The organism is Streptomyces sp. BBFR51 (assembly GCF_044591655.1).
Lineage (GTDB): Bacteria > Actinomycetota > Actinomycetes > Streptomycetales > Streptomycetaceae > Streptomyces.
The window spans coordinates 3,241,478-3,265,195 of the sequence record NZ_CP172448.1 but is presented as its reverse complement, the minus strand read 5'-3'; the positions used below and the strand labels follow the sequence as shown (position 1 = coordinate 3,265,195).

Below are 23,718 nucleotides of genomic sequence, written 5' to 3'. Positions count from 1 at the left end.
CTATCCACTGCTGAATCACAAAGCGGCAGCACTGGAACGGATCAGTCAGCGCTGCACGCCCTCCATTCACCCTTGGGAGTACTCTGTGCGTGCGGCCCGGCGAGTGACCCGGATCGAGACCGTGAATACTCGGACGGGCGAGGTGAACGACTTCACCGTCCATTCGTCGGCCTCAGCCGCGCACGGCCTCTGGTTCAGGGGAGGAGGTTTCACCACGATGGGATACGCGGCACACAACGCCCTCGCCGACGCGGACCTCAGCGTCAGCGCGTACAAGCTGTTCCACAAGATGTGCGCCCTCCAGAACCGCAAGGACCACGGCCTGGTCCTCGTCGAGAGCCAGGTGAAGTTCGCCGAGCAGGTGGGCATGTCGCAGGCCTCCGTCTCGCGCAGCCTCAAGCAGCTCGCCGCCCAGGGCTTCATCTACCCCGACGGCCGCAACTGGCGTATCCGGGCCGACTTCGTCTTCAACGGCAATGGGGCTGCACAGGGGCAGGCTGTGCAGAGCATTCCCGCCGGCACTCCCGACCCGTACGCGGGGGCGCGGGCCGACCTGAAGGTCGTCGACGGCGGGGACGAGGGGCGGGACGGCGGCGACGACCGGGCCTGAGCTTGTCCTGAAGGTCCAGCCGCTCCGAATCATGCTCACCAGCGCGCCTACGTCTCATTCAGTGTTGCGGCAGCTGCGTCAACGAAGGGCGTGATCAGCCGAATGTAGGCACGCAACGTTTCTTGGAACTCACGGCGGTTCTCCCGGCTGGCGTTCTCGGCCATGGCCGCTAGCGCGGTGGTGAGCGTGCCCGACATGATCAACAAGTTCGATGCAGGGACTTGGACCGTGGAAGGGCCTTCCAAGTCAATCAGCGTCACAGCTCGACGCAACTGCTGATGCCGGTCGCGGTGGGTGGTCAAGGCGGCTTCAGACTCGGTGGCCGAGAGACCGTCGACTCCCCGGAGCCCGTCAGCGACGACCTGGGCCTGTTCAATGAGGTCCAGGTAAGCGGTCCGCCGAGTCTGACGGGTGCCTTCGCGGCGCTGCGCCTCAGTAGCCGCATCGACCTGGACTCGAGCAGCGCGGGCGTTGCCCCTGCTGGTCAGCCAGCTGGCCAGCGAGCTGGCCGCGATCGCCGTCACACCTGTGAGGCCGGCGACGAACAGCGAGTTGTCAGGCATGCCCAGGAGTCTCTCCAAGAAGATCCCACGACCGCCACGGCTTCCTGATCAGTACCCGACACGCTGGCCTCGCCCACCCCGATGCCACCGCATCGGTGTGTGATCGCACCGTCGCAGGCAAAGGAATCACGCTCAGCTCCGACGCGCTGCCCGCGTGAAGGCGTGCCAAGCGGTGGTGCCGACGGATGTGACGAGGGCGTTGCCGATCTTCGTGTCGCGCACGAATATTCGATCGCCCTCGGCGGCGCACTCAACGCATTCGCCTCCCGCGCCGTTGCTGTAGGACGACCTGATCCAAGTGAGCGACGGTCCTCTTTCGTCGAGGATATTGAGGTCGGTCTTCACCGTGTCGACTCCTTCATCACGCTGTTGATCAGCTGAATGGTGCGCCGCGGGCTCAGAGCCGCCGCCCTCAACTCGTCGAAGGCCCTGTTGTACTCGCGGACATGAGGGTCCCCCTCCAGATACATCGCATCGGTGATGCCGTCCCGGTACACGATGTCCGGGTCCTCCGGATCCGGGAAGCCCAGCATGGTGAACGGACCCGTGGTGGGGCAGGTGCCGGCGTCGAACGGAAGCACCTGGAGGGTCACACTGGGCTGCTGCACGGCGTCCAACACGTGTTCAAGTTGGGCTCGCATCAGTTCGCGATCCCCTATGACTCTGCGTACCGCTCCTTCGCTCACGACGAACCAGCAGTCGGGTGCGTCAGGTGCGCAGATCATCGACTGCCGCTCCAGACGTACTCGCACCGCCCGGTCGATGTCCTCGGGCGGCATGTAGGAGCCGCACGTGTGGAGTTCGCGGGCGTACGGCTCCGTCTGCAGCAGCCCGGGCAGCACCTCGCACTGGTACTGGCGCAGCGTGGTGGCGTCCTGCTCGAGGCCGATGTAGATGGAGAACCACTCGGGCACGCCCGAGCCGTGGACCTGCCACCAACCGCGTGACTTGGCCTGCCGGGCCAACGACTTCAGGAACTCGCGCAGTTCCTCGCTGGTCTCGTAGAAGCGGCACAGGACGTCCACGTCGGACGGCTGGACCCTCCCGCTGCCGGTCTCCATCCGATTGACCTTGGAGCCGCTCCAGTCCAGAGCCGCCCCGACCTGGGCGCAGGTCAGCGAGTTCTTCTCCCGAAGCTTCTTCAGCTCGATGGAGAGCCTTCGGCGACGTGCCGTTGGCGACCCGGCCATTCGAACCTCCCTCTTGACGAACGGAGTTCAGTGTCCGTGCCAAGGGCCTCGCACGACAATCACCCGATGGTGGGATTCTCGCCGTGCACATTGCACGACGGGATTTGTGCCGGCCATCCTGACGAGGAAGACCGGCACCGACGAAAGGTCCCGATGTGGCCGTGAACCCGCACATGGTGCGCACCCCGTACGTCGTCGAATTCACCGCCCAGAAAGAGGAAGTCGCAGCTCTGAGACGTGAGGTGCGGACACGTCTGGACGCCTGGGGACTCCGGGGTCTCGTGGACGAGGCCCAACTCTGCGTGAGTGAGCTGGTGGCCAACGTCATCACCCACGTCGGAGCCGGAACCCCGACCACTCTGTCCGTACTGCTGAACGGCGCCTTCCTGCGCATCGAGGTGCGGGATCCGGACTCCCGGGCCCTGCCGACGCTCGTCGCCGCGGACGTCGAGGCGGAGGGCGGTCGAGGCATGGCGCTCGTCGCGGCTGTCACCGATCGCTGGGGCGTCAGCCTTCTCGGCGACGGCAAGGTGACCTGGTGCGAGATCGCCACGGGTCAGACCTCGCCGGGAGAGAGCGAGCGCGGACCCCGGGTGATCCGCACCGAGGAGATGCGCGGTCTCTACGGAATCGTGGGGGAGGAGCAGGTCGGACGGAGTCTCGGTCTGGTGGGCGCGCTGAAGGGCGAAGAGGCGGCGATCCACATCATCACCGACCTCCTTCACTGGCTCAGCGCACACGGACGCGACGTGGACGAAGTACTGGACCGGGCCCAGGTGCGCTTCGAGACCGAAGCGACCCGGGCCTCCTGGGGCTGAGCCGTGTCAGAGTACGAGTGCGTGGGCGAAGAAGCCCAGGTCGGGGTTTTCGGGGGTGCCCACCAGCAGTGCCCGGTCGAGCAGGCCGTTGCCGTGCTCGCAACTGGTCTCGGGCAGCAGGACGCACGCGTGACAGGCCGCACGGTTGATGCCGTTCGCACCACCCGTCTCCGTCTCCATGCACAGGGGGTCGGCGGAGCACCATTGGGCGCGACGCAGGGCGGAGAGCAGAGTGCCGGTCAGTCGCCGGGGCTCGCCTTGTGCGACGAGACCACCGAGACTTCCGGCGGAGTCGCTGGTCGCCGTGTAGATCAGGGTTCCGGCCATGGTGTCGTCGGCGTAGAGCCGCTCGCGGAGGGAAGCGGCCGGGTATCCAGCCTCCAGGCTCCACTCGTTGATGAGTATGTGCGACAGCGTGTGCAGCAGCACCATGCGGGGCGTCGCGGGCGAGGTGGGTGCCTCCTCGGGGTCGCTGGCCCGTTCCCTCAACACTCGCTCGTGGTACGTGCGCATCTGCTCGACACGTTCGGCGACGGCTTTCGAATCCGCCCAGGTGTTCAGTCGTTCCTCGTCGAGGTGCACGAAAACCCCTTCGCCGTGCACCTCCATCGCTGGGAGCCAGTCGGTCGGAGTCAGGGACAACGGGGCCTCGTGGCCCTCCACGCTCGTCTCCGGGTCCGCGATGCGGGTGAACGCCTTGAGCGCCCGTACCTCGCGCAGGCGCTTGACCAGCATCGGCCTGCCGACGCCGAGCGGTGCGAGAGTCGCCGAGTCCGAGACCGGAGGCTCACAGACGAACTGCTCCTCGCGTCCCTTGTCCCGCAGCGCGTTGCCCGCGCAGAGACGCTCGTACTCCTGGCGGCGCAACGCCTGGTAACGACTGACCGCAGCCGCGTCCGACCCCGCCTCCTGCGCGGGATCCTCCTCCTGTTCGGCCGCCAAAAGATCCATGACGGCGTCGACCGAGACGGAGTGGTCGCCCGGGAACGCGCCCTTCAGGTAGATCTCGATCTCCACACGGGACGTGTACGCGCGCAGGTTGTCCCAGTGCTTCGAGAGCTTGGCGGCCAGACCGTCGCTCCAGGGGGGGATGGACAGGGCCGACTTCAGCACCGGTTGCCAAACCGACGACGAACCGCGCTGGAGTGTTCGCGGCGTCTGCGTGCAGAACTCGGCGGGCGCGTCCTTGAGCCACGGCCGCCTGCCCTCGCAGCGCACCCCGAGGTCGGTCAGGGCCGAGCGACGAAAGGCACCTTCCATGGACACCTCCGGCACGCCGCACGTGCACGAGACGAGGACAGAGCGCAGCGAAGCGCTCTGGCCGGAGAAGCGCATGCGCATCTGCCCACCACAGAGCCCGGACGCGATCTCGTCCCGGTTCTTGCGGTGCAGCCACTTCCAGTAGGGAAAGTCGTCGAGGTGACCGTCCTCGCAGGCCATGACGAAGCGCGACGGGACCAGCGGCTCGTCGTCGCAGTCCGTGCAGACGTTCTTCCCGGGAGGAGGGTTGAAGCCCCGAACGTGCTGCAGGGACCGGCACGACGGGCACGAGTGCCAAAGCGGGAACCGGCGCACGCGTACACCGTCCTTGCTGGTGTCCTCGGAGGCCGGCGGCAGTCGGAAGTGGCGCACGCCCAGCACGTGGGCCAGGCGGTGCTCGTGGATGATCGGTGCTTCGTCGAGGGTCCAGCTGCGGGGGGCGTCGTCGATGCCGGAGACGACGAACGACTCGTTGTCGACCGCGATGAGCGATCCCACGCCGTACGTGGTGATCATCTGCGAACGGCGAACGGACCCTCGGCGGGGAAGAGCGAGGCGCGGGGCGGCCGAGTCGCCGTCGGCTCGACGACGGCGCCGCGCGGGGGGTGGGGTCATCGGGAAGCCTCCAGGAAGAGAGCGGACTCGGCGTCGACGTCGCGCAGGCTCCACATGGTGCGCCAGGCGTCGTCCTCGGACTCGTCGTCGTACGGTTTGAGAAGAGCGGGAGTGGGGTTGCCACGACGGGGTTCGTACAGCAGCCCCCCATGCGCGCTCGCCTCGTCCTGCCACCAGCCGACGAACTCGTCGAACGCGTCGGACGTGTCCGGCAGCTCGTCCTCGTCGATCCCGGAGACCCGACTTGTCAGCAGGGGCTTGATCTCCGACTTCAGACGATCGACGTATGAGTCGATCCGACCGGCCGCGTCGTTCTCCCGGGCCTCGGGAATGAGGATGCGGACCAGGGCCACGACCACGGCGTGCAGACCTCGGTCGCGGGACCGGGCGGAGAACGGTGTGACCGATGTCGACTCCACCTCGCGGTACAGCGCGGAGTGGAAGTGCAGGAAGCCCTCGTAGTGCGAGCGGTCACGAGGACGCATGCTGTTGAGCATCACGGCGACGAGTCCCGGATGGGCGCGTCCCACGCGGCTGGTGGCCTGGATGTACTCGGCCGTGGTCTGTGGCTGGCCCATGACCGCCATCAGACCGAGACGGTCGATGTCGACGCCGACGGCGATCATGTTGGTGGCCAGCAGGACGTCGCGGACGTCGGGACTCGGGCAGCGCTTCTCGATCTCCTTGAGTCGGGCGGGGATCAGGCTCGCGTCGACCCGACTGGTCAGCTCCGAGTAGCGGTTGGACGGGCGTACCTCGGTGCCGTCACGCTCGGCGAGGAGACGCAGATAGTCCTCGACGTCGTCGTTCACCTGGAGCTCGGCGGCAGACAGGAGGCGGAGGCTGTTGAAGTAGCCGACCAGGGTCCAGTACGCGTCCCGGACCTGGTCGCTCGTCTCCGCACGCATGGCCTGGTGCAACAGGGCGGCGTAGGTGCGGATGAGAAGGGTCGACTGGCTGGTCCCCGGCGCGAGCAGGCCCACGTAGCGGCGGCTGGCCTTTTCCGCGGGATCGGTCTCCACCGCGAACCAGGAGTCGCGGGCGTCCAGGCCGGCTGGAGGGAACTGACGCACATCCCGGTCGAAGAGGTTGCGCCCCTGTTCGGCGGCCCTGCGGATGGTGGCCGTGGAGGCGATCACCTTCGGCTGGTCGGCAAGTGCGTCGACGGCTGTCTCGTACAGTCCCGTCAGCGTGCCGAGTGGGCCCGAGATCAGGTGAAGCTCGTCCTGGACGATCAGCTCGGGAGGCGGAGTGGGATCCTTGGCACGGTCCCGGTTGAACAGCGCGGCGGTCTCCTTGCGCCACGGCATGGAGGCGAACTTGTCGACCGTCGCGATGACCAGCGTCGGGCGGGCCTTGTAGACGGTCTGATCGACCAGGTGTACCGGGAGGCCGGAGGCGAAGTCGCAGTCGGTGTTCGGACAGCACACATCCATGCGCTCGTCGTCCTCGTCCACGGTGTAGTCGTGGGCGTCCATGGCCGTGCCACACCAGGGACACGCATGGAGCTGCACCGGGTTCTCGGTCTGCAGGCTCTGCCCTCCGCGCAGCTTGTCCACCTTTCCGGCGGCCGTCTTGAGGTCGTTCGGCGTCGCCGACTTGCCGACCCACATGCCGATCGAGATGGCTTCGCCGCCCAGACGGTCGAGATCGGCCAGCCGCATCTTCTCCATGGCGCAGATGAGGATCGTGGCCCGTTCGAACTGCTGCAGGGTGAGCAGGCGCAGCGTGTAGCGCATGAGTACGGTTACGCCGCCGCCGGCGGTCTTCCTGCGCAACCGGCGCAGAAACGTGGTGAAGGCGATCAGACCGAGATAGGCCTCGGTCTTGCCACCACCGGTGGGGAACCACAGCAGGTCCGAGACCCGGCGGTCGGCGTGGTTCGGGTCGTCGATGCCGGACAGACACAGCAGCATGAAGGCGATCTGGAACGGCCGCCAGCGTTGCCCAGCCATGTCGGGCCTGCCCTCACGGCCCTCCTTCACCCACGCGCTTCGGGCCCGCTGCTCCGACATGGCCCGGTTGGCCAGCCTGAAGGCCTCCATGACCTCGGGCTTGTCAGCCAGGACCCGGATGCCCTCGCGCATCCGACCGAGAGCTTCACGGCAGGCATCGAGTTGGGCGAGCGCGGCCTCCTCGTACGTTGTCCCGGCGAGGGCCGAAGCCTCCGATCCCTTGGCCTCGATCCACTGCTCGTATCCGCGGGCCAGTCCGCGCAACGCGTCGAGCACCTTGGCTTCGGGGGCCTCGGCGAGGCCGAGCATGCCGAGCGCGGAGCCGCAGAGCTTGTCGATCTCCGGATTGGAGTCGGTCAACAGCACCTCGTGCGTGGGCACGAACTCGGAGCGCACCTCCGTGACACCCGCACGCTCTATGTCGGTCAGACCGATCGGTGGTGGCGTCCAGTCCCACTCGGCGGCGCAGCCGTGCCCCACAGCGAAGGTGGGGGCGTGACGGTACAGCAAACGACTTGTGGCCAGCTCCGAGTCGACCGCGGACACCTTGGCGGGACGTTCGACGAAGGCGGACCCCCCGTTGCTCGCCCGAATCCGGAGACCGGGCTGGAACAGGGCGAACGCGTCCTGGAGCTCTCGCTCGCCCACCGTGTGCTTGTTGATCAGCGTGACGGTGACGGTGACGGTGCCGGAGGACACGTCGATCGGCCGCACGAGAACGTGCAGCTCCACCCCGTCGGCGAGAGCGGGAGCCGGATCGAGTACGCCGGGTGCCGTGATGTCGACGGCCGTGTTCGGCAGTTCCAGTTCCCGGCGCCGCCAGTGCTCCCGTTGATCGCTGGTGGATCGCGCCTCGGCCCGGCGGGCGGACACGGGGCGACCGTCGGTGTCCACGGGGTCGTACACGGCGGCCCGTGCGGAGACCACGATCTCGGGGCTGATCTCGGGCGCCACGGCGAACGTGAGCCCCATAGTGGAAGGGCGTCGGTCGGCCGAGGCGGGCGGCCGGCCTGCCCCCTCCGCTTCCTCCTTGTCGTCCTTGCTGAGCAGCGGCGTCTCGTCCAGACCTTCCTGCTCGGCGGCGTCCTCCCGTACCCGCAGGTGAGCCTCCTGCCCGGCGGCTCTGGGGTAGAGCACGCCGATCGGATAGCGCGTGATCGGGGCGTCCTGGGTGAGGATCTCGACCGGGTCGTCCCCGGCCTTGACGTCGGGTCCGAGGAGCTCGCGGCGCAACCCGGCCACCAGTTCCTTACGGACCCGGTAGTGCTCGGCGTGCCGGCTCTCTTCGTTCGTCATCCTTGCTCCTCCCCGGCGGCGCGTTCGCCGCGTCGATATCTTCCGATTCCGGTGATGCGAGGGGCGATCCACACACCGTTGCCGCCGAGTCCGGCATTGGCCCCCGCCGCCGTACTGCCCGCGACCGTCTCCAGCGTGTCCACCCGCAGGCCGAGGATCTCGGCGGGCCAGGTGACGTCCCAGGAACGCGAGACCATCTCCACGGCGTGGAGGTCTCGACGGAAGCGTTCGGATGCCTCCCCGACGATTCGATCGCGGTGGACCAGGTCGTACGGTGGGCTCTGGTCCGAGCCCACGGGGAACGGATGACGCCTTCGAAGCGTCACCGCGTCGCCCGGACGGACGTGTTCCAGCAGATAGGTCTGAGTCTCGGCGGCGGACGTGTCCGCGTCGTGCGGGACAGGCGGCGTCTCGCTGTGCGTGTCGCCGGGCAGTGCCTGAATGCCGTAACGCTCGTACTTCTTCCAACCCCCCAGGTACCAGCGGCCGGTGGGACGGTGGCGTCGTACGCGGGAGGTGTCGGGGCCGGCCACGTGGTACAGGTCCTCACGGGTCCGTGTCATCGCCACGTAGAGCGCCCGTGCCTCGGCGGGTACGTCGAGATCCGCGTGGACCTTCCGCAATTCGGCGACGGAGGGCGGAGAGAGCAACAGCACCCGGTCGTACTCCAGGCCTTTGGCCCGGTGGACCGTGGAGACGGTCAACCGAGCTACCTCCGGGTCGCCCAGCTCGTCGGGGAACCGTCCTTCCGCCACCAGACGCCGTACGGCGGCAACGTCGACGAGGCCGCGTCCGGTGCGTCGGGTCGCGGCACGCAACGACCGCCAACATCGGTCGGGATCCGAGGCGGGAGACAACGGAATCTCCGTGAGCAGCTCCAGAAAGCGGGACTCGGTGAGAGTCAGGGACTCCGCCCGGCGAAGCAGCTCGGCGACCCAGTACGGAACCGGTCTGTCCCGCAACGAGCGTTTCAACGTGTGCTCTATCCCGTGCTCGTACAGGAGTTCCGAGACGGCGAGGGCCTCGCGGTTGTCGCGAGTCAGGATCGCGCAGGTCTCGGGGTACGTCCGCAGGGCCTCCAGTGCGAAGTCACCGGTCAGGTCACCCAAATCGGGCAGGTCGAGAAGCCGGTCGCGAAGCTCGGCGTGGAGCGTCGTGGCCTCGCTCTGCCGGGTGTTCTCGGAACCGCCCATGCTCTGCAGACGGGAGCCGACGACGAGGGCGGTCCGGGCTTCCGCGGTCGTCGCCCGGAAGTTCCGGGTCAGATCGAGTTCGACGAGGTCGTCGTACGACATGCGCAACCACGCGAAGAAGCGGTCGGTCTCACCGGCCCGCTCCGCCGGGTCGATGATCTGAAAGCCGTAGATGCCCTGGGCCGAGTCGCCGACGACGGTGAACCCGCACGAACGCTGGAAACGGTCGAGCAGAGTCTCCACGAGGTCTCGACGGTCGCCCACCAGGTCCTGTGCCTCGTCGATCACCACGTGCGAGGGAGCACCCGTCTCACCGGCCTCCACCGCGCCCTTCTCGATCGCGTCCGTGGCCGCGCGGATGCGTTCGTCGAAGCCCCGCGCCGCCCATTCCTCGTCGGGATAGGCCTGCACAAGCAGCTGGTACGCCCAGGAGTCGAAGGTCTGGACGCGCACCCTGCGGGCTCGGTCGCCGTGCCGTGAGATGCGGTCCCGCAGCTCACGGACGGCCGCGCGGGAGAAGCTCAGGACGAGGATCTCGCCCGCCTCCAGGGCCTCTTCGGGATCGTCGTGACCCACCAGGGCGTCGAGGCGTCGGACGACCGTGTGAGTCTTGCCGGAGCCCGCCCCCGCAGTGACCAGCAGGCGGGTGTCCCAGGGGAGGTCGACCACGGCCCGCTGCTCGTCGGTGAGCGGAGGGCTGTCGCCGTAGGGGTCGCTCACTTGCCGCTCCACAGGTGCTCGAACTGGGTGAAGGCGAGGGCGGTGTCGAAGTTCTGGATGTTGTCCCGGACGTTGAGGATCAGGCAGGTCTCCTTGCCGCCATTGAGCGTTCCTCGCAGTCCGCGCCCGATCATCTGCTGGTAGACGTTGGGGCTGTAGACGGGGCGAGCGACGACGACGGCCCGGGTGGCGGGGGCGTCGAACCCCTGGGTGAGCACGCCGTAGTTGGTCAGTACGCGGATCCGTCCCGCTCGGAAGTCGTCGATGCGCCGACGACGGTCGTTGGGCGACGTGGTCGAGTCGACGGCGGAGGCCGTGATCCTCAGGTCGCGGAGCTTCGCGGCCAGGAACTTGGCGTGGTCGACCGACGTGGCGAAGACCAGCACCGGCCAGTCCTTCGGCATGTCCGAGATCTCGGCGACGATGCGGGTGTTGCGGTCGTGGTCGTCCGCCAGACGCTGTTCGGCCGCCCTGGACAGGATGCTGAGCTGTTCGGCCCGTTCCTTCTCCTCACGGGTCAGGGTGATCGTGCCGCCCTGCAGCAGCCGGTGCTCGACCTGTGCGAGCATGCCGAGCCTCTGCAGTTCGGCGTAGGCGTCTCCGTCGGGGAAGACTCCCTCGTCCAGACGCCGGCCCCCGAAGCGGTTGATCAGGCGGCGCGTCTCGTCCTGGTTGGTGTTGCGGAACGGTGTGGCCGTGAGCCCGAGCAGGTGACGATCGGTGCGGGCGGCCGTCAGACCGAGGTGCGCCAGGATGTCGGTGTATCGAGGGGTGATGGCGGTGTGCGCCTCGTCGACGATGACCAGGGCGGCGCTCCGCAACCATGCGTAGGCGTCGGCGGCGAGACAGTTGGGCTGCTGGAGCTTCGCGTCTGTGGCGACGACCAGTTGCGGGCGGTCGGTGACCGGACCGGCCTCGTTCGAGGACCACAGTCGGTTGATCGCCAGCGGTGTTTCGGCACCGACCTTCTCCCACACGAACTTCCAGCTCTGTACAGCCTGTTCGCACAATTCCTCGGTCTGGGCGATCCAAAGGATGGGCCCATCCAGACGACCCACCTGTTTCACCCACCGGATCACAGCCTCGGCGGTGACCCGAGTCTTGCCCGCTCCGGTCGGCAGGGACAGCATGCCGCGCTGCGGGACCATCCGGTCCAGCATGGTGAAGACGTTGGCGGCCAGCCGTTCCTGGTAGTCGTGCAGGCGGGGAAAGTGGCGCGGACCGTCCACGTCGATGCGTGGATCCAGGGACGGCGTCCGAAAGCCTGCGTAGGCGTCCGGGAAGCCGTACTCCGCCACGAACGCCACCGCGCTGGAAGCACCCGTGAAGGACGCCGGGGCGTGACTGGGGTAGCGACCCTGCAGGTCGCGGGCGTGCACTTGCAGAACGCTGTCCCCGTGTGAGTTGACCGCCATCTGCGCGATGCGCCGGCCGTCGGGCTCGACGTCGCCGTTCTCCGCACGCTCCCCGTCCATCAGGCCGGCCGGAAGGCGGTCCCGCAGGGACTCCGATCCCAACAGCAGCAGGAGTTTGTCCACCACGTCGTCGGCCCGGCGCACGGCCTTCAGCGTGCTCTTGACCTTCTGGTCCTCCTCCTGACGCTGCTGAGCCGCGAGAACCTGCCTGCAACCGGCGGCACCCATGCGCCAACGCAGCTCCCGGTCGACGGCCGTCAGGGCTTCCAGCGCGTCGGCCGGTTCCAGCACGAGGACCGTGGAACCCTGCAGGCTGCTGTTCAGCGTCGTGGGATGCATGCCGTTCGGGGTGCGTTTCACCTCTTCGAGGACCTTGCAACGCTGCAGCGAGTACTGCTCCACCTTCGAGCCGTGAAGCTGTCGCAGGGTGGGGTAGGCCTCGCTGAGCGGCATCGGCTCGCCCGCCGGCTCGTGTCGGGTCTCGCGGCTGATCACATCGGCGTACGGGAGCATCCCCCACTGCTTCACCAGCAGTGCCGCGTCTTCCGACGATGCGGCCAGCAGGGCCGGCAGTCCTTCGGAGCGCAGCTCCCGGTACTCGTTCTGCGACGCGGCGACAGCGATCTCGCCGTCCGGTCGTGTGCCCCATTCGTCACCGATACGGCACTTGGTGAGCGAGTCGTCGGGGAAGGGAACCTCGAGACGCGTCAACAGCACGTACGTGTTGCCGACGAACGTGTCGTCCTCGCTGCGCTGGAGCTTGTCGAGGAGCTGGTTCCAGAACGAGTCGGGCACTTCCTCGACGTTCGTGGCGAGGCGGAGCTTGCGTGCCTTCTCGGCGCTGATCGCCGCGACCGGCAGTACGTCGCTGTAGGCGACGAGCTGGGGACCGACCGCCTCGTGCAGAGGGCGGATGCCCTGCGACGTCGAGACGCGACCGTGGCGCTTGAGCATCCAGCGCATCGGCGAGGCCACCGCCCTGCGAGTGGCTACCTGGGCGCCGACCTGGAGTGTCCAGTTGTCGATGAGGGCTTCCTCGGGCAGCGTTCCGAGGAACTTGGCCCTCGCCTCGTCCGACAGCTCGGGCAGCAGATGCAGGGGGCCACCGATCGCGGCGCCCTCCAACTTCATGCGGGCGAGGGCGGGACGGGACGCTTGGTTGGGCAGGGTCCCGCAGTATGCCTTGTGCATCGTCTCGCGGTACTGCTCGAACCACGGCTCACCTTCGGGGCGGTGGCCTCCCGTCGGACCGTCGTGGAGTCCGACCTCGCGGAAGAAGGCCATGTCGTCGGAGTGAAATCGGGTGTCAACGGTGATCGCGGGGTCCGACTCCGGTGACACGACGAGACCGGACAGCATGCAGTCGCGCATCGCCCGGTAGCTGCCGCCCGCGGTACGCACGTGCAGCGTCGACGACGGATTGGTCACGCGTCGGATCACCTCGTGCGAGAGCTGGCTGCTGCCGGCCTGGTGGAACAGTTCCCAGAACCGGGTCCACTCCTGGGGCCCGTACGACGCGAAGCCCTGGTCCAGGACGCTGACGAAGCGCCCCCGCACGTCGGCTTCCTGGACGCCGAGGACGGCGAGGGCACTCGCGAGCGACCGGTCCTCGGACAGAGCCGTGTCGACATACACGAGGGACTCGCGCAGTCCGTCCTGGTCGGTGCGTCGGAACACCTTGCCGACCACCGGCGCCACCATGCCGTGCTCCTCGGTCAGCACGATCCGTGCGGCGCGGGCCTCGTCCGCGTACAGAGGCGCCGACTGGACCATGTCGGCGACGATACGGATGGCTGTCGCGGACGCGCCGGCACTGCCGTCGGCGACCAGGGCCTCCAACCACTCACGCACCGAGGCGCGTTCACGCTTGGACGCCTTGAGGACATGCTCCACCTTGCCGGAGCGCAGCGTGTTGGCCTCCACAGACGGGTGGAGCCAGTTGGCAGGGCGGCCGGAGTACGAGTTCCACAGGTTCAGCCAACGGAGCAACGACTGGTTGTCCTTGCCGAGCGACGGGTGGATCCTCAGGTCGCGGGGTGCGCGCAGTCCGCCGTCCTGGTCCGGCAGCGACGGACGATGGGCCGTGGCTTCCCAGATCTGCTCGGTGAGGTAGCGGTCCGCCCAACTGACGGTCTCGGATTCACGGGGACGTCCCGGAAGGAGCGAGAGATAAGCGGCCGGGTCCTCCGCAGGCGCCAGCTTCGGCAGCGATTCGACCACCAGCCGGGCGGCGACACGAATCATCTCCTGGTTGAACGGCGAGGAGTCCAGCAGATTCTGTCGGTCCTCGTTGGTCTTCCAGGCTCCGTTGAGGATGCCGCTCAGCGTCATCTCGTACTTGGTCGGGAAGTACGACCAGAACCGTCCCCGCCCCTTGGGCGAGGACAGGAGCCCGGCGGCGTCCTTCTCGTACTCCTGTACGGCCCACGAAAGGTCGAGAGAGACGCGGTCGTGCAGCTCACCCGCACTGGAACGAGCCTCGACCGTGGGTTCGTGGGTGAGGGTGAACACACGCCACCGGCCGGCCGAGGGGGTCCTGCCGGTGCGCTCCTCGTGGACGACGTGCCGCTCCCGCTCCCGCTCGACGGTGAGTGTGCGTCGCACGACGGGGCGCGGACGACGATCCTCGAGGATCACCTTGGCCACGTGCGGTGAGAAGAGCTGGAATCCGACCGGGAACTCTTCTCGGCCACCGGTCGACTGTCCGCCGTGCATGTCCTGGCCGAGTCGGTCGGCGGCGCCGTCGAGCAAGGGCAGGCGGACGACCGTGGTCGCCCAGTCCAGGAGTTCGTCGAGCACGCGGTCGGCGGATCTCTCCGCGGCCACGTCCAGCGGGCGCGCCATACGCAGCACCGGGGCCTCGAACTCCTCCCCGAGCCGGGCTCTGACCTCGGGAACGGAATGAATCTGGGCACTGGCCCACTCGCGGTCGAACCCGAAGGCTCCGGTCCGGCTGAAGAACTGTGGGGCGTCGGTCACCACGAGCACGGATTTCACGCCGACCCCGAAGCGTCCGATCTGCCCACCGCGTTTCCGCGACATGCTCATCCGGAGAATCGTCTCGGCCCCTTCCGGGGTAACCGGCGTTCCTTCGTTCGCGCAGTAGAGATGGGTGTCCGTCAGTACGACGTGAGTGCGACCACCGGGCTCGGCCGCGATCTCGTCCGCAGCGTTCTGTACGAGTTCGAAGAGCTGTCGATCACCGTATCCACCCTGGGTGATCCGCCTTTCTCCGTTCGCATGCTCCGGAATGAGACCGGGGTCGACCGCGTACGTCTGAAGAACGCGTGAGGACTGCTCGACCACGGTCTTGAGCACGGGGGTCAGTTCGGGATGCACTGGACTCCGATCCGAGGTGATGAGGCTGGGCGTGAAGAGTGGTGCGGGTGGCAACACGCGCGATTGATCACACGGACGCGGTTGCAATGACGACGGTTGCGGCGGCGCACATGCTGCTTCCGAGGAAACTACTGGCTAATTCGAACAAGGAGTTCTGGGGCGGCGAGAATCACGAGAATGAGGGACGGGGTGGGGCGCGAAGAGACGTGAGGGAACCCTGCGTGCCACTGCTTGTGATGCCGCCGTCGAGCGCATAAGGAGAATGGCGGCACACCTCTACCAAAACGTCGAAGAATGGATTCTTCTGAGACGGGTGGGGCCGCGGAAATGACCGTACCCGGCGGTTTCGAGGGGGCGCAAGGGGGTTCGATGACGAATTCGTGAGCAATAAATCGGGCAGAACGGACTTATGGTGTCTGACCGTTCCGACGAGTCCTGGGTTGGGGTCGGGTCGTGTCAAAGGTTGTTTGACAGGTTACCGGCTGTCAAACGGCAGCGGGTAGGGTGGCCCTGCTGTCCGACGCAAGCGGACCAAGACCCGAGAGCAGGTGACCGTGGACGCAGGTGAGGACTTCGGTCCATGGCTGGCGCGGCAGTTGAAGCTCGCCGACATGACGCAGACCGAACTGGCTCAGGAGGTGGAGGTGACACGGGCGGCGGTCTCCGCGTGGATCACCGGACGCGCCGCCCCTCGGCCCGAGACCATCGAACGTATCGCGCATGCGCTGAACACCGACCTGGCCACGGTGCACACCCGTACGACGGACACTCAGGCCGGCCTCCCCGTCGGTTGGTACCACCGCCCCGGTCACGCCGATGGCGGTCGCGAGCTGGGCAACGCCGCCGCGTTCGCTTTCGACGCCGATGTCGAAGTGCTGGCTCGGGAAACCTGCCAGAACAGCCTGGATGAGCGCCTCACCGCCAACGGACAGCCCGTGCGGGTGCGTTACACCCTGCACGAACTCACCGGTGAGAAGCTCGCGCGGTTCCGGGAGGCGATCCAGTGGGACGACCTCTTCCCGCACTACGAGGTGGCTGCCACCCAGGACCAGAAGGTCGGCCGGGTCATCGACGCCGGGCTGCGCGACATGTACGACCACGACCGTCTCGTGCTGCTGCGAGTGGACGACTACAACGCCGCGGGCCTTACGGGTGACGACTACGAGGACGGTCGCTTCGCGGCAGTGGTGCGACGGCAGCTCGACAGCCACAAGTCCGGCAAGTCGGCGGGTGGTTCGTACGGCTTGGGCAAGGCGACCCTGTGGGCCACCAGTCGGCTCGGACTGGTTCTCATCAACTCCACGTTGTCGGAACCGCACGAGGGCCGCACCGAGCGTCGCCTCGTCGGTCGGCTCGATCTGCCGTGGCGGCGCGTCGGCGATCGGGCGTGGGCGGGGCCGGCGTGGTTGGGACGTCCCGATCCCGACTCCCCGGGGGCCGCGGTGGCCAGGTCCTGGTGGGCGGACGAGGAAACCGTCGAATCGCTTCAGCTCACCAGAGAGAGCGGAGAGCCCGGAACGTCGTTCCTCATTGTGGGTGCGCACGACGTGGCCGGCCTCGTCGACGCGAGTCGGGTGTCCGAGGACGACGAGGCCGGTGACGACTTCAGCATCCAGGGGATGCACCGGAGACTGGTCCAGGCCCTGGGCCGGAACTTCTGGGCCGCGATGACGGGTGGCGGTGACCGACTGCCCTTGTTGGAGGCCTCCGTGCGCACCCTGCGCAACGGCGAGGTGGTCGTTCCCGAGGAACGGGTAGACCCCACCGTGACCCAACCGTCCCGCACGCGGGCGTTGAAGGCGTTCCTGGACGGCACGACCGTCGATCAACTGACGGAATCCGGCCAGGTCGTGGCCACCACCGTTCCCATGAGTGTTCCGGTCGCAGGGGGCGCAAGAGGTTCTGCGGGAGAGCACCGCGCCGTGCTCCTGGTGACCGATGCCGAGGACATGGACGGAAAACCCAACCGCGTCGTGGCGATGCGTGGGAACCGCATGACGGTGAGGGACGCCGCCGTTCCCGGGCTGTCCCTGTCCGTCAACCCCTTCCAGGCCGTGCTGTTGGCCGGTGAGGCCGCGGGGCCGCGAGCTCCGTACGCGGCCGAGGCAGACGTGTTCCTGCGGGCCGCCGAGCCCCCGGAGCACAACAAGTGGGGCCAGACCGAGGAGCTGACCCTCACCTACTCGCCCTCGGCCTACCGGCGGATCGCCACTCTCACCCGAGAGACCAACGCGGCGATCAAACAGTTGGTGTCCCGCCCCAAGAAGAAGCCGAAGGCGGGCGGAGGACGTCTGGCCCCGAAGCTGACCGTCGGCACGAGGACGAAGCGGGCCCGTCTGTCGGCAGCGACCCTGCCGGTGCTGGAGGAACTGGACGCCCAGGTGCTCGACGGTGGAGCCTGGCAGGTGACCGGGGAGATCAGGATCCCCGCCGGGGGCCACGTCTGGAGGCTTGCCCCGGTGGCCAAGTTCGAGGTGCGTTCCGGCCCCCGGCCCACCATCGCGTGGGCCGAACTCGTGGGGGTGGACAACTGCGAGGTCGTGGACGACACGCTGCGCTTCGCCGAGAAGGCCCGTTCCGCGACGTTCCGTGGTGTGACCGACCCGACGACACACGCCGTGAGAACGAGTCTGAGTGGCCTCGTGGTTGAACTGCGTGCCGTCGAAGGAGAGGTGTCGTCGTGAAGGCTTTCCCGTATCCGCGCCTCCGTGGCACGGTTTCCCTGCGCGTGGACGCGGCCAGGGTCAAGGCGCCCGAACAGCCTCGTGAACAACTCGACTCCCGCGCCCGCTCCGTGGTCGAGCGGGTCGTCGCGCTCGGACTGGCGGAAACCGAGGACTGGGAGACGGCCACACTGACGATTTCGGCGACGATCCCCTCTAAGGCCACGGAACCGGGAAGCCCCTGGTCGGAGGTGGTGGCGGTCGCGGTGCTCACGGACAGGACCACGAACACCCGGGTCACGGCGAAACTCGCTGCGGAGACGGAGGGCGGTCGTGAATGGCGCGGTGACCTCCATGTGCTGCGCTCCGACGTCTTCGAGCGAGCCACACTGACGGTCCAGGTCGTCGCGACGGTCGAGGGCGTGCCCGGTCGGATCGTCGCGGAGGCGGCTGACGACTGGGTCGTCGACACCAGGGGCGACATCCCGACACGTGAACAGAGCTTCGACATCAAGGAAGTGGGATTCGCGAAGGGCCCGCAGTGGCTGCGGAACTTCGTCGACGCTCCATGGATCGTGAACGCATCGGGAAGACTGCCCACGGTGCACATCAATACCGACTTCGAGGGGATCACCGACGTCCTGAGCGCCGAGGGGCGCGGGCCCGAGGGCCTGGTCAACGAGCTCATGGTGTCCCAGATGGCCGCCGACGTGTGGATCGCCGTGTTCCACTCGGCGATCGGCGATCTGGAGATCGAGGACGACGACACCCCGTTGTTCCCGCACGGTTGGCAGGGTGAGGTACTCAGGGAGATGCTGCCGGACGTGATTCCGGATCGGTCACTCGAGGACGCCTTGCGTGAGGTGCACCGCCGGCGCGTGGGCGTGACGGGGTGGACCGAACTGCAGCCGCGGGTTCAGTACGCGGCCATGCGCAGGGCCGAGGTGCCCAGGGCGCTCTCGGAGACCGTACGCGGCCTGAACAAGCTCAAGCGTGAGGACGAGGCGTGACGGAGAGGCCCGACCATCTGCCCGAGTACCTGGCTCGGCTCGCGGACGAGAACGCGGCGAGGTTCATCGCCGACGGGTTGCTGTCCGGCAAGGACAACGTCCCCGCGATCACACTCAACCAGGCGACCGAACCGTTGCCCGAGAGCCCACGGATGCGACTCCGTGCCGTACGGGACCTGATCGACGACGCGATGTACACCTATCGGGACGACAGGCCGACTCAGGCCGACGCCTGGCTCGCACCACGGCTGCACGCGATTCTTCGCCTGACACGTGAGGAGGCCGCGGACGCCGCGTTGTGGAATTACGTGGCACTCGGTGTGGCCCCCGACTTCGTCGTGTGGCGGCACTTCTCGGAGAACAAGAAGTCCGTCAACGCACGGTATTTCAAGGGGCCTCACCACAAGCAGGCCTTCGCCCGGCTCTGGTGGTCGGCCGAGCTTTTCCGGAACGGGTCCGACTATGCACCTGTCGTGGCCGCCTGCGGTAACCAGGACATGTTGAACACGGTTCTGCGGCTGGACGTGATCGACCACAGGCCAACGGCCCAGGCATTGGTCCGAATGTTGCGGCGGGACGTCGTTCGGACCGGGCGAGAGGCGAACGCGTTGGGCAAGGCCGTCAACGCTGCGGCCGCCACTTTGATGTACGACGTGATCGCGCCGGACGCGGAACGGGACGCCGGGGCGCTACGAAGATGGATCGACGAGGCGGAAGAGGGGCACTCCGTGCACCACCGCCCCCTTCCCCTCGGTCCCACCGAGGAGCCCGCCCCCGAGGAATCCGTGGAGCGCCTGACCGCTCTCTTCGTGGATCTGTTCGCCGACGCGCGAGTACGCGGAAAGGAGGAGGACACGGAGGAGGAGTGATCCGGGCCGCCTCGGCCGTCTCGTTCGCGGACAACAGACCCTAGGGCCGAGGAGGGCGCCAGGTCTTGAGCGTCCTGATGGCTTGCTCTCTGCGCTCCTCGCCCAGTTCCAGTGCTGTGCACAGGATGTGTACGCCCAGCAGGGGCGGGATCGCGTTACCGATTTGCTGTGCGACATCTGTGCCGCGCCAGGGGTACTCGGCCGGGAATGTTTGCAGGAGGCCGGCTTCGCGAAAACTGAAACGGTCCTGTTCCGGACCCAGCTCCGGTTCACCGTCCCGGTCGTACCCCTTGAGGTCGAAGACCGTGTTGCGGCGAACCTTGCCGGTGATGGTGGCCGCCGGTGCGTCGGAAACGCGAAGCCCTCGCTTCTTGGGGTCTCCGCCAGAGCCGTAGTTGGAACGCACGACGAATTCCGAGGCGCGCGACTCCTTGAGCGCGTCTCCCATGGAGACCCACGGTCCGACCGTGGGCGGGGCCTGGGAACCAAAGAGGGAGTTCTGCTGGAGGACGTTCGTGGTGCCCGTGATCCGCTCCGCGGGGAGACGCGTCGCCCCCTTTCGGTAGCGCTGATGTGTGGGGGGCGGGAACTCCAGGCTCCGGCCTCTTCCGCTTCGTCGGTAACGGGCGATCAATACCGCACGGCGACGCGTCTGTGGTACCCCGTATTCCTCGGTGTGCAGCAGCTCGCACTCCGCGTCGTACCCGAGGTCTCGAAGGATCTCGCGGTACTTCTTCCACACTGGAAGAACGGTGGGAACCTGCTCCAACACCACCACTTCGTACGGATCGGACTTGAGTCTCTTCTCGACGATCCACCGTAGAGGCTGGAGTACGAGGCCTGTGCGCTCGTCGGCCCATTCCAGATCGACGGCTCTCCGCTCCACTTCCGCCCAGGACTTCTCCAGCGCCCCGACGGTCTTGCTGCTGCCCACCAGCTCGGCCAGGTCCACAACCTCGTCGAGGGCTTTGTGGCCCTCGCGGTTGCCCGCCACCGAATACGTCTGACAGGGCGGGCCACCGGCCAGGACGCGGGCTGAGCGAACCTCGGGATCGAGTGGGTTCACCTTCGCCACGTCACCGACCGCGGTGGTGCGAAGGTGGGCGGCATCCCGCGTGGCGCGGGTCGACTTCTCCCACTCCACGCCGATTGCGGGCACTCCGAGCACCTCCGCGGCGATGTCCAGGCCGCCCGGGCCCGCGAAGAGGTCAACGATCACCGGTGCGTCCTGATGTGCGTCCGGATGTGGTGCTCGGGTCATGAGGGGGAAGTGTAGCCGGCCGGGAGTCATGTGCGCGGTTTGTACCAGGTACCCGCTCGATGGTCCGCGGCCTCTTTGCGACCTGCGGATTCGTCGGTCAGGGGCGCAGTGCGCGGGCGATGGCCAAACCGAGCGCTTCCCCCACCGGCGGAGGGGAGGCATGGCCGATCTGCCGGTACCGGACTGTTTTCCGGCCGGTGATCTCCCAGTCCTTGGGGAAGGACTGAAGAAGCGCTGTCTGTTCGACAGTGATCTTCTTCAACGGGGATCCGGAGTTGTCCGACTCCTGAGTGCCGTCCGGGCCGGGCACCTCGTCGCTCAGTGAGACGGCGTTGACGCCCATGCGGGCCCAGGCCTTTTTGGTGCCGCTTGGGCCCAGGTCGGCACCGCCACGATTCTCCGAGCCGCCCACGAGGGTTGGTGCGACGCGGTTCGCCTGCTGTGCCCATTCATCGGCCCCGGTCCATCCGCGTGCTGACATCGACGCGCGCAGGGCTTCACCCACGGTGACGTGTTCGCCCACGGCGGTCTCCGGTGCGCGGAACCGTTCGGCGAACGCATCTTTGAGAGCCACCATCACTCCCTGTCGTCGATCTTGCGGGACGCCGAAGTCGGCGGCGTTGACGATGAACCAGTGAAATCGGTAGCCGAGGTGCAGAAGCTCGCCCCGGATAAAGTCGCGTACCTCGTCGAAGGCAGTGCCGTTCACCAGTTCCGGAACGTTCTCTATCAGAAGAGCGCGCGGTCGAACAGCGTGCGCCAGATAAATGGTTGCCTTGAGGAGTTTGAGTTCCTGCCCTGTTTCTGCCCGTTTCGTCGTCGCAGACGACCTTACGCGTGGCAGGCCGGCCGACAGAAGGTCTACGTCGTAGCTCACCTGGTGCTCGACAGGGTCGAAATCCAGGAGATCCATTTCGAGAACGTTCCACGACGGTCTGTTGTGTCGGAGGGTCTCGCATGCCTGCTTGTTGCTGTCCAAGAGGAGCACGGGATCAAAGCCCGCTTGCTCCAGGCCCAGCGCAAGACCTCCCGCACCGGAGCACACGTCGACCGAAGTCAGCCCCTCCACTGCTTCCCCCCTCCACGTCCCGGCGTGCCGGGACAAGCCACCGATTCAGCGGCGGCGGTGTGTCGATCAGTTCGGAGGCCCGGCCGGAAGTACGGCTTCCCTGACCGCATTGGCCACAACCTCCGGTGCCTCATGCTCCCAAAACCGAAGGACCGTCCACCCCTGGTCCCGCAAATGCCTGGTCGTCTCGACGTCGCGGGACATGTTCTTGTCGAGCTTGGTCCGCCACCACTCGGCGTTCGACTTCGGCTGCGTGGCATGCTGCGGGCATCCGTGCCAGAAGCAACCGTCGAGGAAGATCGCGACCTTGGTTCTGGGGAAGACGATGTCGATCGTGCGGCGGGACATTCCCGGTACCGGCACGTTCACGCGATAGCGCAACCCCGACGCGTGGAGCAGTCGTCGCACCGCGATCTCCGGTGCCGTGTCGCGGGAGCCCTGGCGGCTCATGCGGGCAGATACGGAGGCGGAGGACGGGATGGGCTCGGGCACGCTGCCATTGTGCCGGCGAACTTCGTACAGGGATCAAGCCCGCCCGTACCCCGTAGTCAGCTCTCGCCGTTGCGGCCACCGACAGAGTCAGGGTGAGGGCCAGGTGAGGCAGTGCGTGGTCGTCCAGGCCTGGGGGGTGCCCAGGGCCGTACCCAAGGGCACGCGGGCCTGCTGGCTCCGACGGGACCGCTGCCTGCGACGATGCGCTTGTGAGTCATGACCTTGCGGTGTGGGACGGTGACCGTCCGCTCGACGACCGCCAAGCGGGTTTGACCTACGACGAGCTCTACGAGCGCTACCTGGAGTCGGACGATGTCGTCGTGCCTCCGGCGCCACGCATCGTGGCGTATGTGGAAGCGCTCGTCGCGCGATATCCGGACGACGTCGATCGAAGTGTCGTATGGGCGTCCCCGCCGGTCATCGAGGAGGCATCGGGCCCGATCGTGTACTTGCTCATGTCCTATGGCAAGGCGGAGGAGGTGTCCGAGTACGCCGCTACGCTGGCTCGCGAGCACGGACTCGTCTGCTTCGATCCGCAGGGAGAACGCCTCCAGCCGTGAGCTTGTTCGTTCAACGGACAGACCGGAGGAAGATGCCCGCGAAGAGGAGGCCGGCGCGGTGGACCGGTGCGGTCTTCTCGTAGCGGGTAGCGACGCGGGTGCGTCACCGGCCTGGCCGGCGTAGTCAGCCCGCCGGGCTCCTCGGCCGAGGCCCCTTCTTGCGAGCCCCGGCCGCGTGCTGGTGAACGCGCACGATCGTGGAGTCAACCGCGACGACCCAGGCCAGGTCGCCGACAGCATCGGCCTGGGCGTCCGATCAGGCAACAACGGCTCTGTCGGCGCCCATTACGGGTCAGTCAACGGCACGGTCAGACCAACTATCCGCTGATCGGGAAAGAAGTCTCCTCGGCGGCTGGTCAGGCGATCAGGAGGAGACGAACCTGTGGTCGAGCACGATCTCGTTGCCGCCCTTGACCCTGTAGGTGATGATCTGGAACCTCTGGCCCTCGGGCAGGTTGCCGCTCTTCCATGAGGTGCAGTGCCCGGCGCTGAGGCCTGATGTGGACGCCGTGCGGACGACGTCGTAGTTCGAGTTGAACGCCTTGGCTTTGACGCCGTAGCCGTCGGCCTTGGTGTCGCAGGCCCTGAGCGAGTCGCCGGGGGTCGAGCCGGACGGGTTGGCGTTCCACTCGGCGTGGCCGTAGCTGCTCGCCGGGATCGTGTCGACGGCTGACGCCGACGTCGAGATACCGAGCACGAGAACGCCACTCGCCGCCAGTGTGCCGATCGCCTTGGTCTTCGAGCCGATGCGCATCAGACTGCCCCCTCCATCGGGCGGGCACCGAGTGTGCCGCCCCTCCGAGAAGTGATCATGCCCTAG

17 protein-coding genes and 1 pseudogene are annotated in these 23,718 nt (G+C 67.3%); 6 read left to right on the top strand and 12 right to left on the bottom strand.

Translation table 11 applies throughout. The annotated features are described in order from the left end of the window. Positions 1-217: 217 nt before the first annotated feature. On the top strand, positions 218-610 hold the full coding sequence (locus tag ACGH7X_RS14780; RefSeq protein WP_399885480.1) for a hypothetical protein: 393 nt from the start codon (positions 218-220) through the stop codon (positions 608-610). Between the two features lie 47 nt (positions 611-657). On the opposite strand, the gene ACGH7X_RS14775 is transcribed toward ACGH7X_RS14780, so the two are convergent. From ACGH7X_RS14775 to ACGH7X_RS14765, 3 genes are all read right to left on the bottom strand, one after another. Further along, positions 658-1,173 carry a hypothetical protein gene (locus ACGH7X_RS14775; RefSeq protein WP_399885478.1) on the bottom strand — a complete coding sequence of 172 codons (516 nt, stop codon included), beginning with the start codon at positions 1,171-1,173 and terminating at the stop codon, positions 658-660. A 132-nt stretch (positions 1,174-1,305) separates the two neighbouring features. Continuing rightward, on the bottom strand, positions 1,306-1,518 hold the full coding sequence (locus tag ACGH7X_RS14770; RefSeq protein WP_399885476.1) for a DUF397 domain-containing protein: 213 nt from the start codon (positions 1,516-1,518) through the stop codon (positions 1,306-1,308). After that, the gene (locus tag ACGH7X_RS14765; protein WP_399885474.1) at positions 1,515-2,363 is read right to left on the bottom strand and encodes a helix-turn-helix domain-containing protein; all 849 of its coding nucleotides are present in this window, start codon (positions 2,361-2,363) and stop codon (positions 1,515-1,517) included. Before ACGH7X_RS14765 ends, ACGH7X_RS14770 begins: the two co-directional genes overlap by 4 nt. A 161-nt stretch (positions 2,364-2,524) precedes the next feature. On the opposite strand from ACGH7X_RS14765, the gene ACGH7X_RS14760 reads away from it, so the two are divergent. Next, on the top strand, positions 2,525-3,181 hold the full coding sequence (locus tag ACGH7X_RS14760) for an ATP-binding protein (RefSeq protein WP_399885473.1): 657 nt from the start codon (positions 2,525-2,527) through the stop codon (positions 3,179-3,181). Positions 3,182-3,187: 6 nt separating this feature from the next. Here ACGH7X_RS14760 and drmB read toward each other — a convergent pair whose 3' ends face one another. The 4 genes from drmB to ACGH7X_RS14740 are packed head-to-tail and all read right to left on the bottom strand — an operon-like array spanning position 3,188 to position 14,974. Continuing rightward, positions 3,188-5,056, bottom strand: a complete 1,869-nt coding sequence (gene drmB / locus ACGH7X_RS14755; RefSeq protein WP_399885471.1) for a DrmB family protein — start codon at positions 5,054-5,056, stop codon at positions 3,188-3,190. Continuing rightward, positions 5,053-8,307 (bottom strand): helicase-related protein, encoded by a 3,255-nt coding sequence (locus ACGH7X_RS14750; RefSeq protein WP_399885469.1) that lies wholly within the window; start codon positions 8,305-8,307, stop codon positions 5,053-5,055. Before ACGH7X_RS14750 ends, drmB begins: the two co-directional genes overlap by 4 nt. Next, entirely contained in the window at positions 8,304-10,220 is a 1,917-nt protein-coding gene (locus ACGH7X_RS14745) for a UvrD-helicase domain-containing protein (RefSeq protein WP_399885467.1), read from the bottom strand. The genes ACGH7X_RS14750 and ACGH7X_RS14745 overlap by 4 nt, the downstream gene beginning before the upstream one ends. Continuing rightward, positions 10,217-14,974, bottom strand: a complete 4,758-nt coding sequence (locus ACGH7X_RS14740; protein WP_399885465.1) for a DEAD/DEAH box helicase — start codon at positions 14,972-14,974, stop codon at positions 10,217-10,219. The genes ACGH7X_RS14745 and ACGH7X_RS14740 overlap by 4 nt, the downstream gene beginning before the upstream one ends. Before the next feature lie 554 nt (positions 14,975-15,528). Here ACGH7X_RS14740 and ACGH7X_RS14735 point away from each other — a divergent pair. Genes ACGH7X_RS14735 through ACGH7X_RS14725 form a run of 3 tightly spaced genes read left to right on the top strand, consistent with a single transcriptional unit; the run spans position 15,529 to position 19,516 of the window. Further along, entirely contained in the window at positions 15,529-17,658 is a 2,130-nt protein-coding gene (locus ACGH7X_RS14735) for a helix-turn-helix transcriptional regulator (protein ID WP_399885463.1), read from the top strand. Then, positions 17,655-18,647, top strand: coding sequence for a hypothetical protein (locus ACGH7X_RS14730; RefSeq protein ID WP_399885461.1), 993 nt, complete (start codon positions 17,655-17,657; stop codon positions 18,645-18,647). The genes ACGH7X_RS14735 and ACGH7X_RS14730 overlap by 4 nt, the downstream gene beginning before the upstream one ends. Continuing rightward, positions 18,644-19,516 (top strand): DUF6339 family protein, encoded by an 873-nt coding sequence (locus tag ACGH7X_RS14725; RefSeq protein WP_399885459.1) that lies wholly within the window; start codon positions 18,644-18,646, stop codon positions 19,514-19,516. Before ACGH7X_RS14730 ends, ACGH7X_RS14725 begins: the two co-directional genes overlap by 4 nt. A 40-nt stretch (positions 19,517-19,556) precedes the next feature. Here ACGH7X_RS14725 and ACGH7X_RS14720 read toward each other — a convergent pair whose 3' ends face one another. The 3 genes from ACGH7X_RS14720 to ACGH7X_RS14710 form a co-directional block, all read right to left on the bottom strand. Beyond that, on the bottom strand, positions 19,557-20,777 hold the full coding sequence (locus ACGH7X_RS14720; RefSeq protein WP_399885457.1) for a DNA cytosine methyltransferase: 1,221 nt from the start codon (positions 20,775-20,777) through the stop codon (positions 19,557-19,559). A 97-nt stretch (positions 20,778-20,874) separates the two neighbouring features. Next, complete coding sequence (locus ACGH7X_RS14715; protein WP_399885455.1) at positions 20,875-21,846, bottom strand: DNA cytosine methyltransferase; 972 nt, start codon at positions 21,844-21,846, stop codon at positions 20,875-20,877. Between the two features lie 66 nt (positions 21,847-21,912). Next, entirely contained in the window at positions 21,913-22,296 is a 384-nt protein-coding gene (locus tag ACGH7X_RS14710; RefSeq protein ID WP_399885453.1) for a very short patch repair endonuclease, read from the bottom strand. 251 nt (positions 22,297-22,547) lie between these two features. On the opposite strand from ACGH7X_RS14710, the gene ACGH7X_RS14705 reads away from it, so the two are divergent. Then, a complete protein-coding gene (locus tag ACGH7X_RS14705; protein ID WP_399885451.1) occupies positions 22,548-22,898 on the top strand; it encodes a hypothetical protein in 351 nt (116 codons plus the stop codon). Positions 22,899-23,049: 151 nt separating this feature from the next. Here the strand turns inward: ACGH7X_RS14705 and ACGH7X_RS14700 are convergent. After that, positions 23,050-23,148 (bottom strand): annotated as a pseudogene (locus tag ACGH7X_RS14700) (IS5/IS1182 family transposase); the annotation flags it as partial. Positions 23,149-23,262: 114 nt separating this feature from the next. Beyond that, a complete protein-coding gene (locus tag ACGH7X_RS14695) occupies positions 23,263-23,652 on the bottom strand; it encodes a hypothetical protein (RefSeq protein ID WP_399885449.1) in 390 nt (129 codons plus the stop codon). Positions 23,653-23,718: the final 66 nt, after the last annotated feature.

Excerpts from the sequence above, each read along its gene's own strand:
- ACGH7X_RS14710 (WP_399885453.1), bottom strand. The coding sequence starts at position 22,296 with ATGAGCCGCCAGGGCTCCCGCGACACGGCACCGGAGATCGCGGTGCGA.
- ACGH7X_RS14765 (WP_399885474.1), bottom strand. The coding sequence starts at position 2,363 with ATGGCCGGGTCGCCAACGGCACGTCGCCGAAGGCTCTCCATCGAGCTG.
- drmB (WP_399885471.1), bottom strand. The coding sequence starts at position 5,056 with ATGACCCCACCCCCCGCGCGGCGCCGTCGTCGAGCCGACGGCGACTCG.
- ACGH7X_RS14750 (WP_399885469.1), bottom strand. The coding sequence starts at position 8,307 with ATGACGAACGAAGAGAGCCGGCACGCCGAGCACTACCGGGTCCGTAAG.
- ACGH7X_RS14780 (WP_399885480.1), top strand. The coding sequence starts at position 218 with ATGGGATACGCGGCACACAACGCCCTCGCCGACGCGGACCTCAGCGTC.
- ACGH7X_RS14720 (WP_399885457.1), bottom strand. The coding sequence starts at position 20,777 with ATGACCCGAGCACCACATCCGGACGCACATCAGGACGCACCGGTGATC.
- ACGH7X_RS14775 (WP_399885478.1), bottom strand. The coding sequence starts at position 1,173 with ATGCCTGACAACTCGCTGTTCGTCGCCGGCCTCACAGGTGTGACGGCG.
- ACGH7X_RS14695 (WP_399885449.1), bottom strand. The coding sequence starts at position 23,652 with ATGCGCATCGGCTCGAAGACCAAGGCGATCGGCACACTGGCGGCGAGT.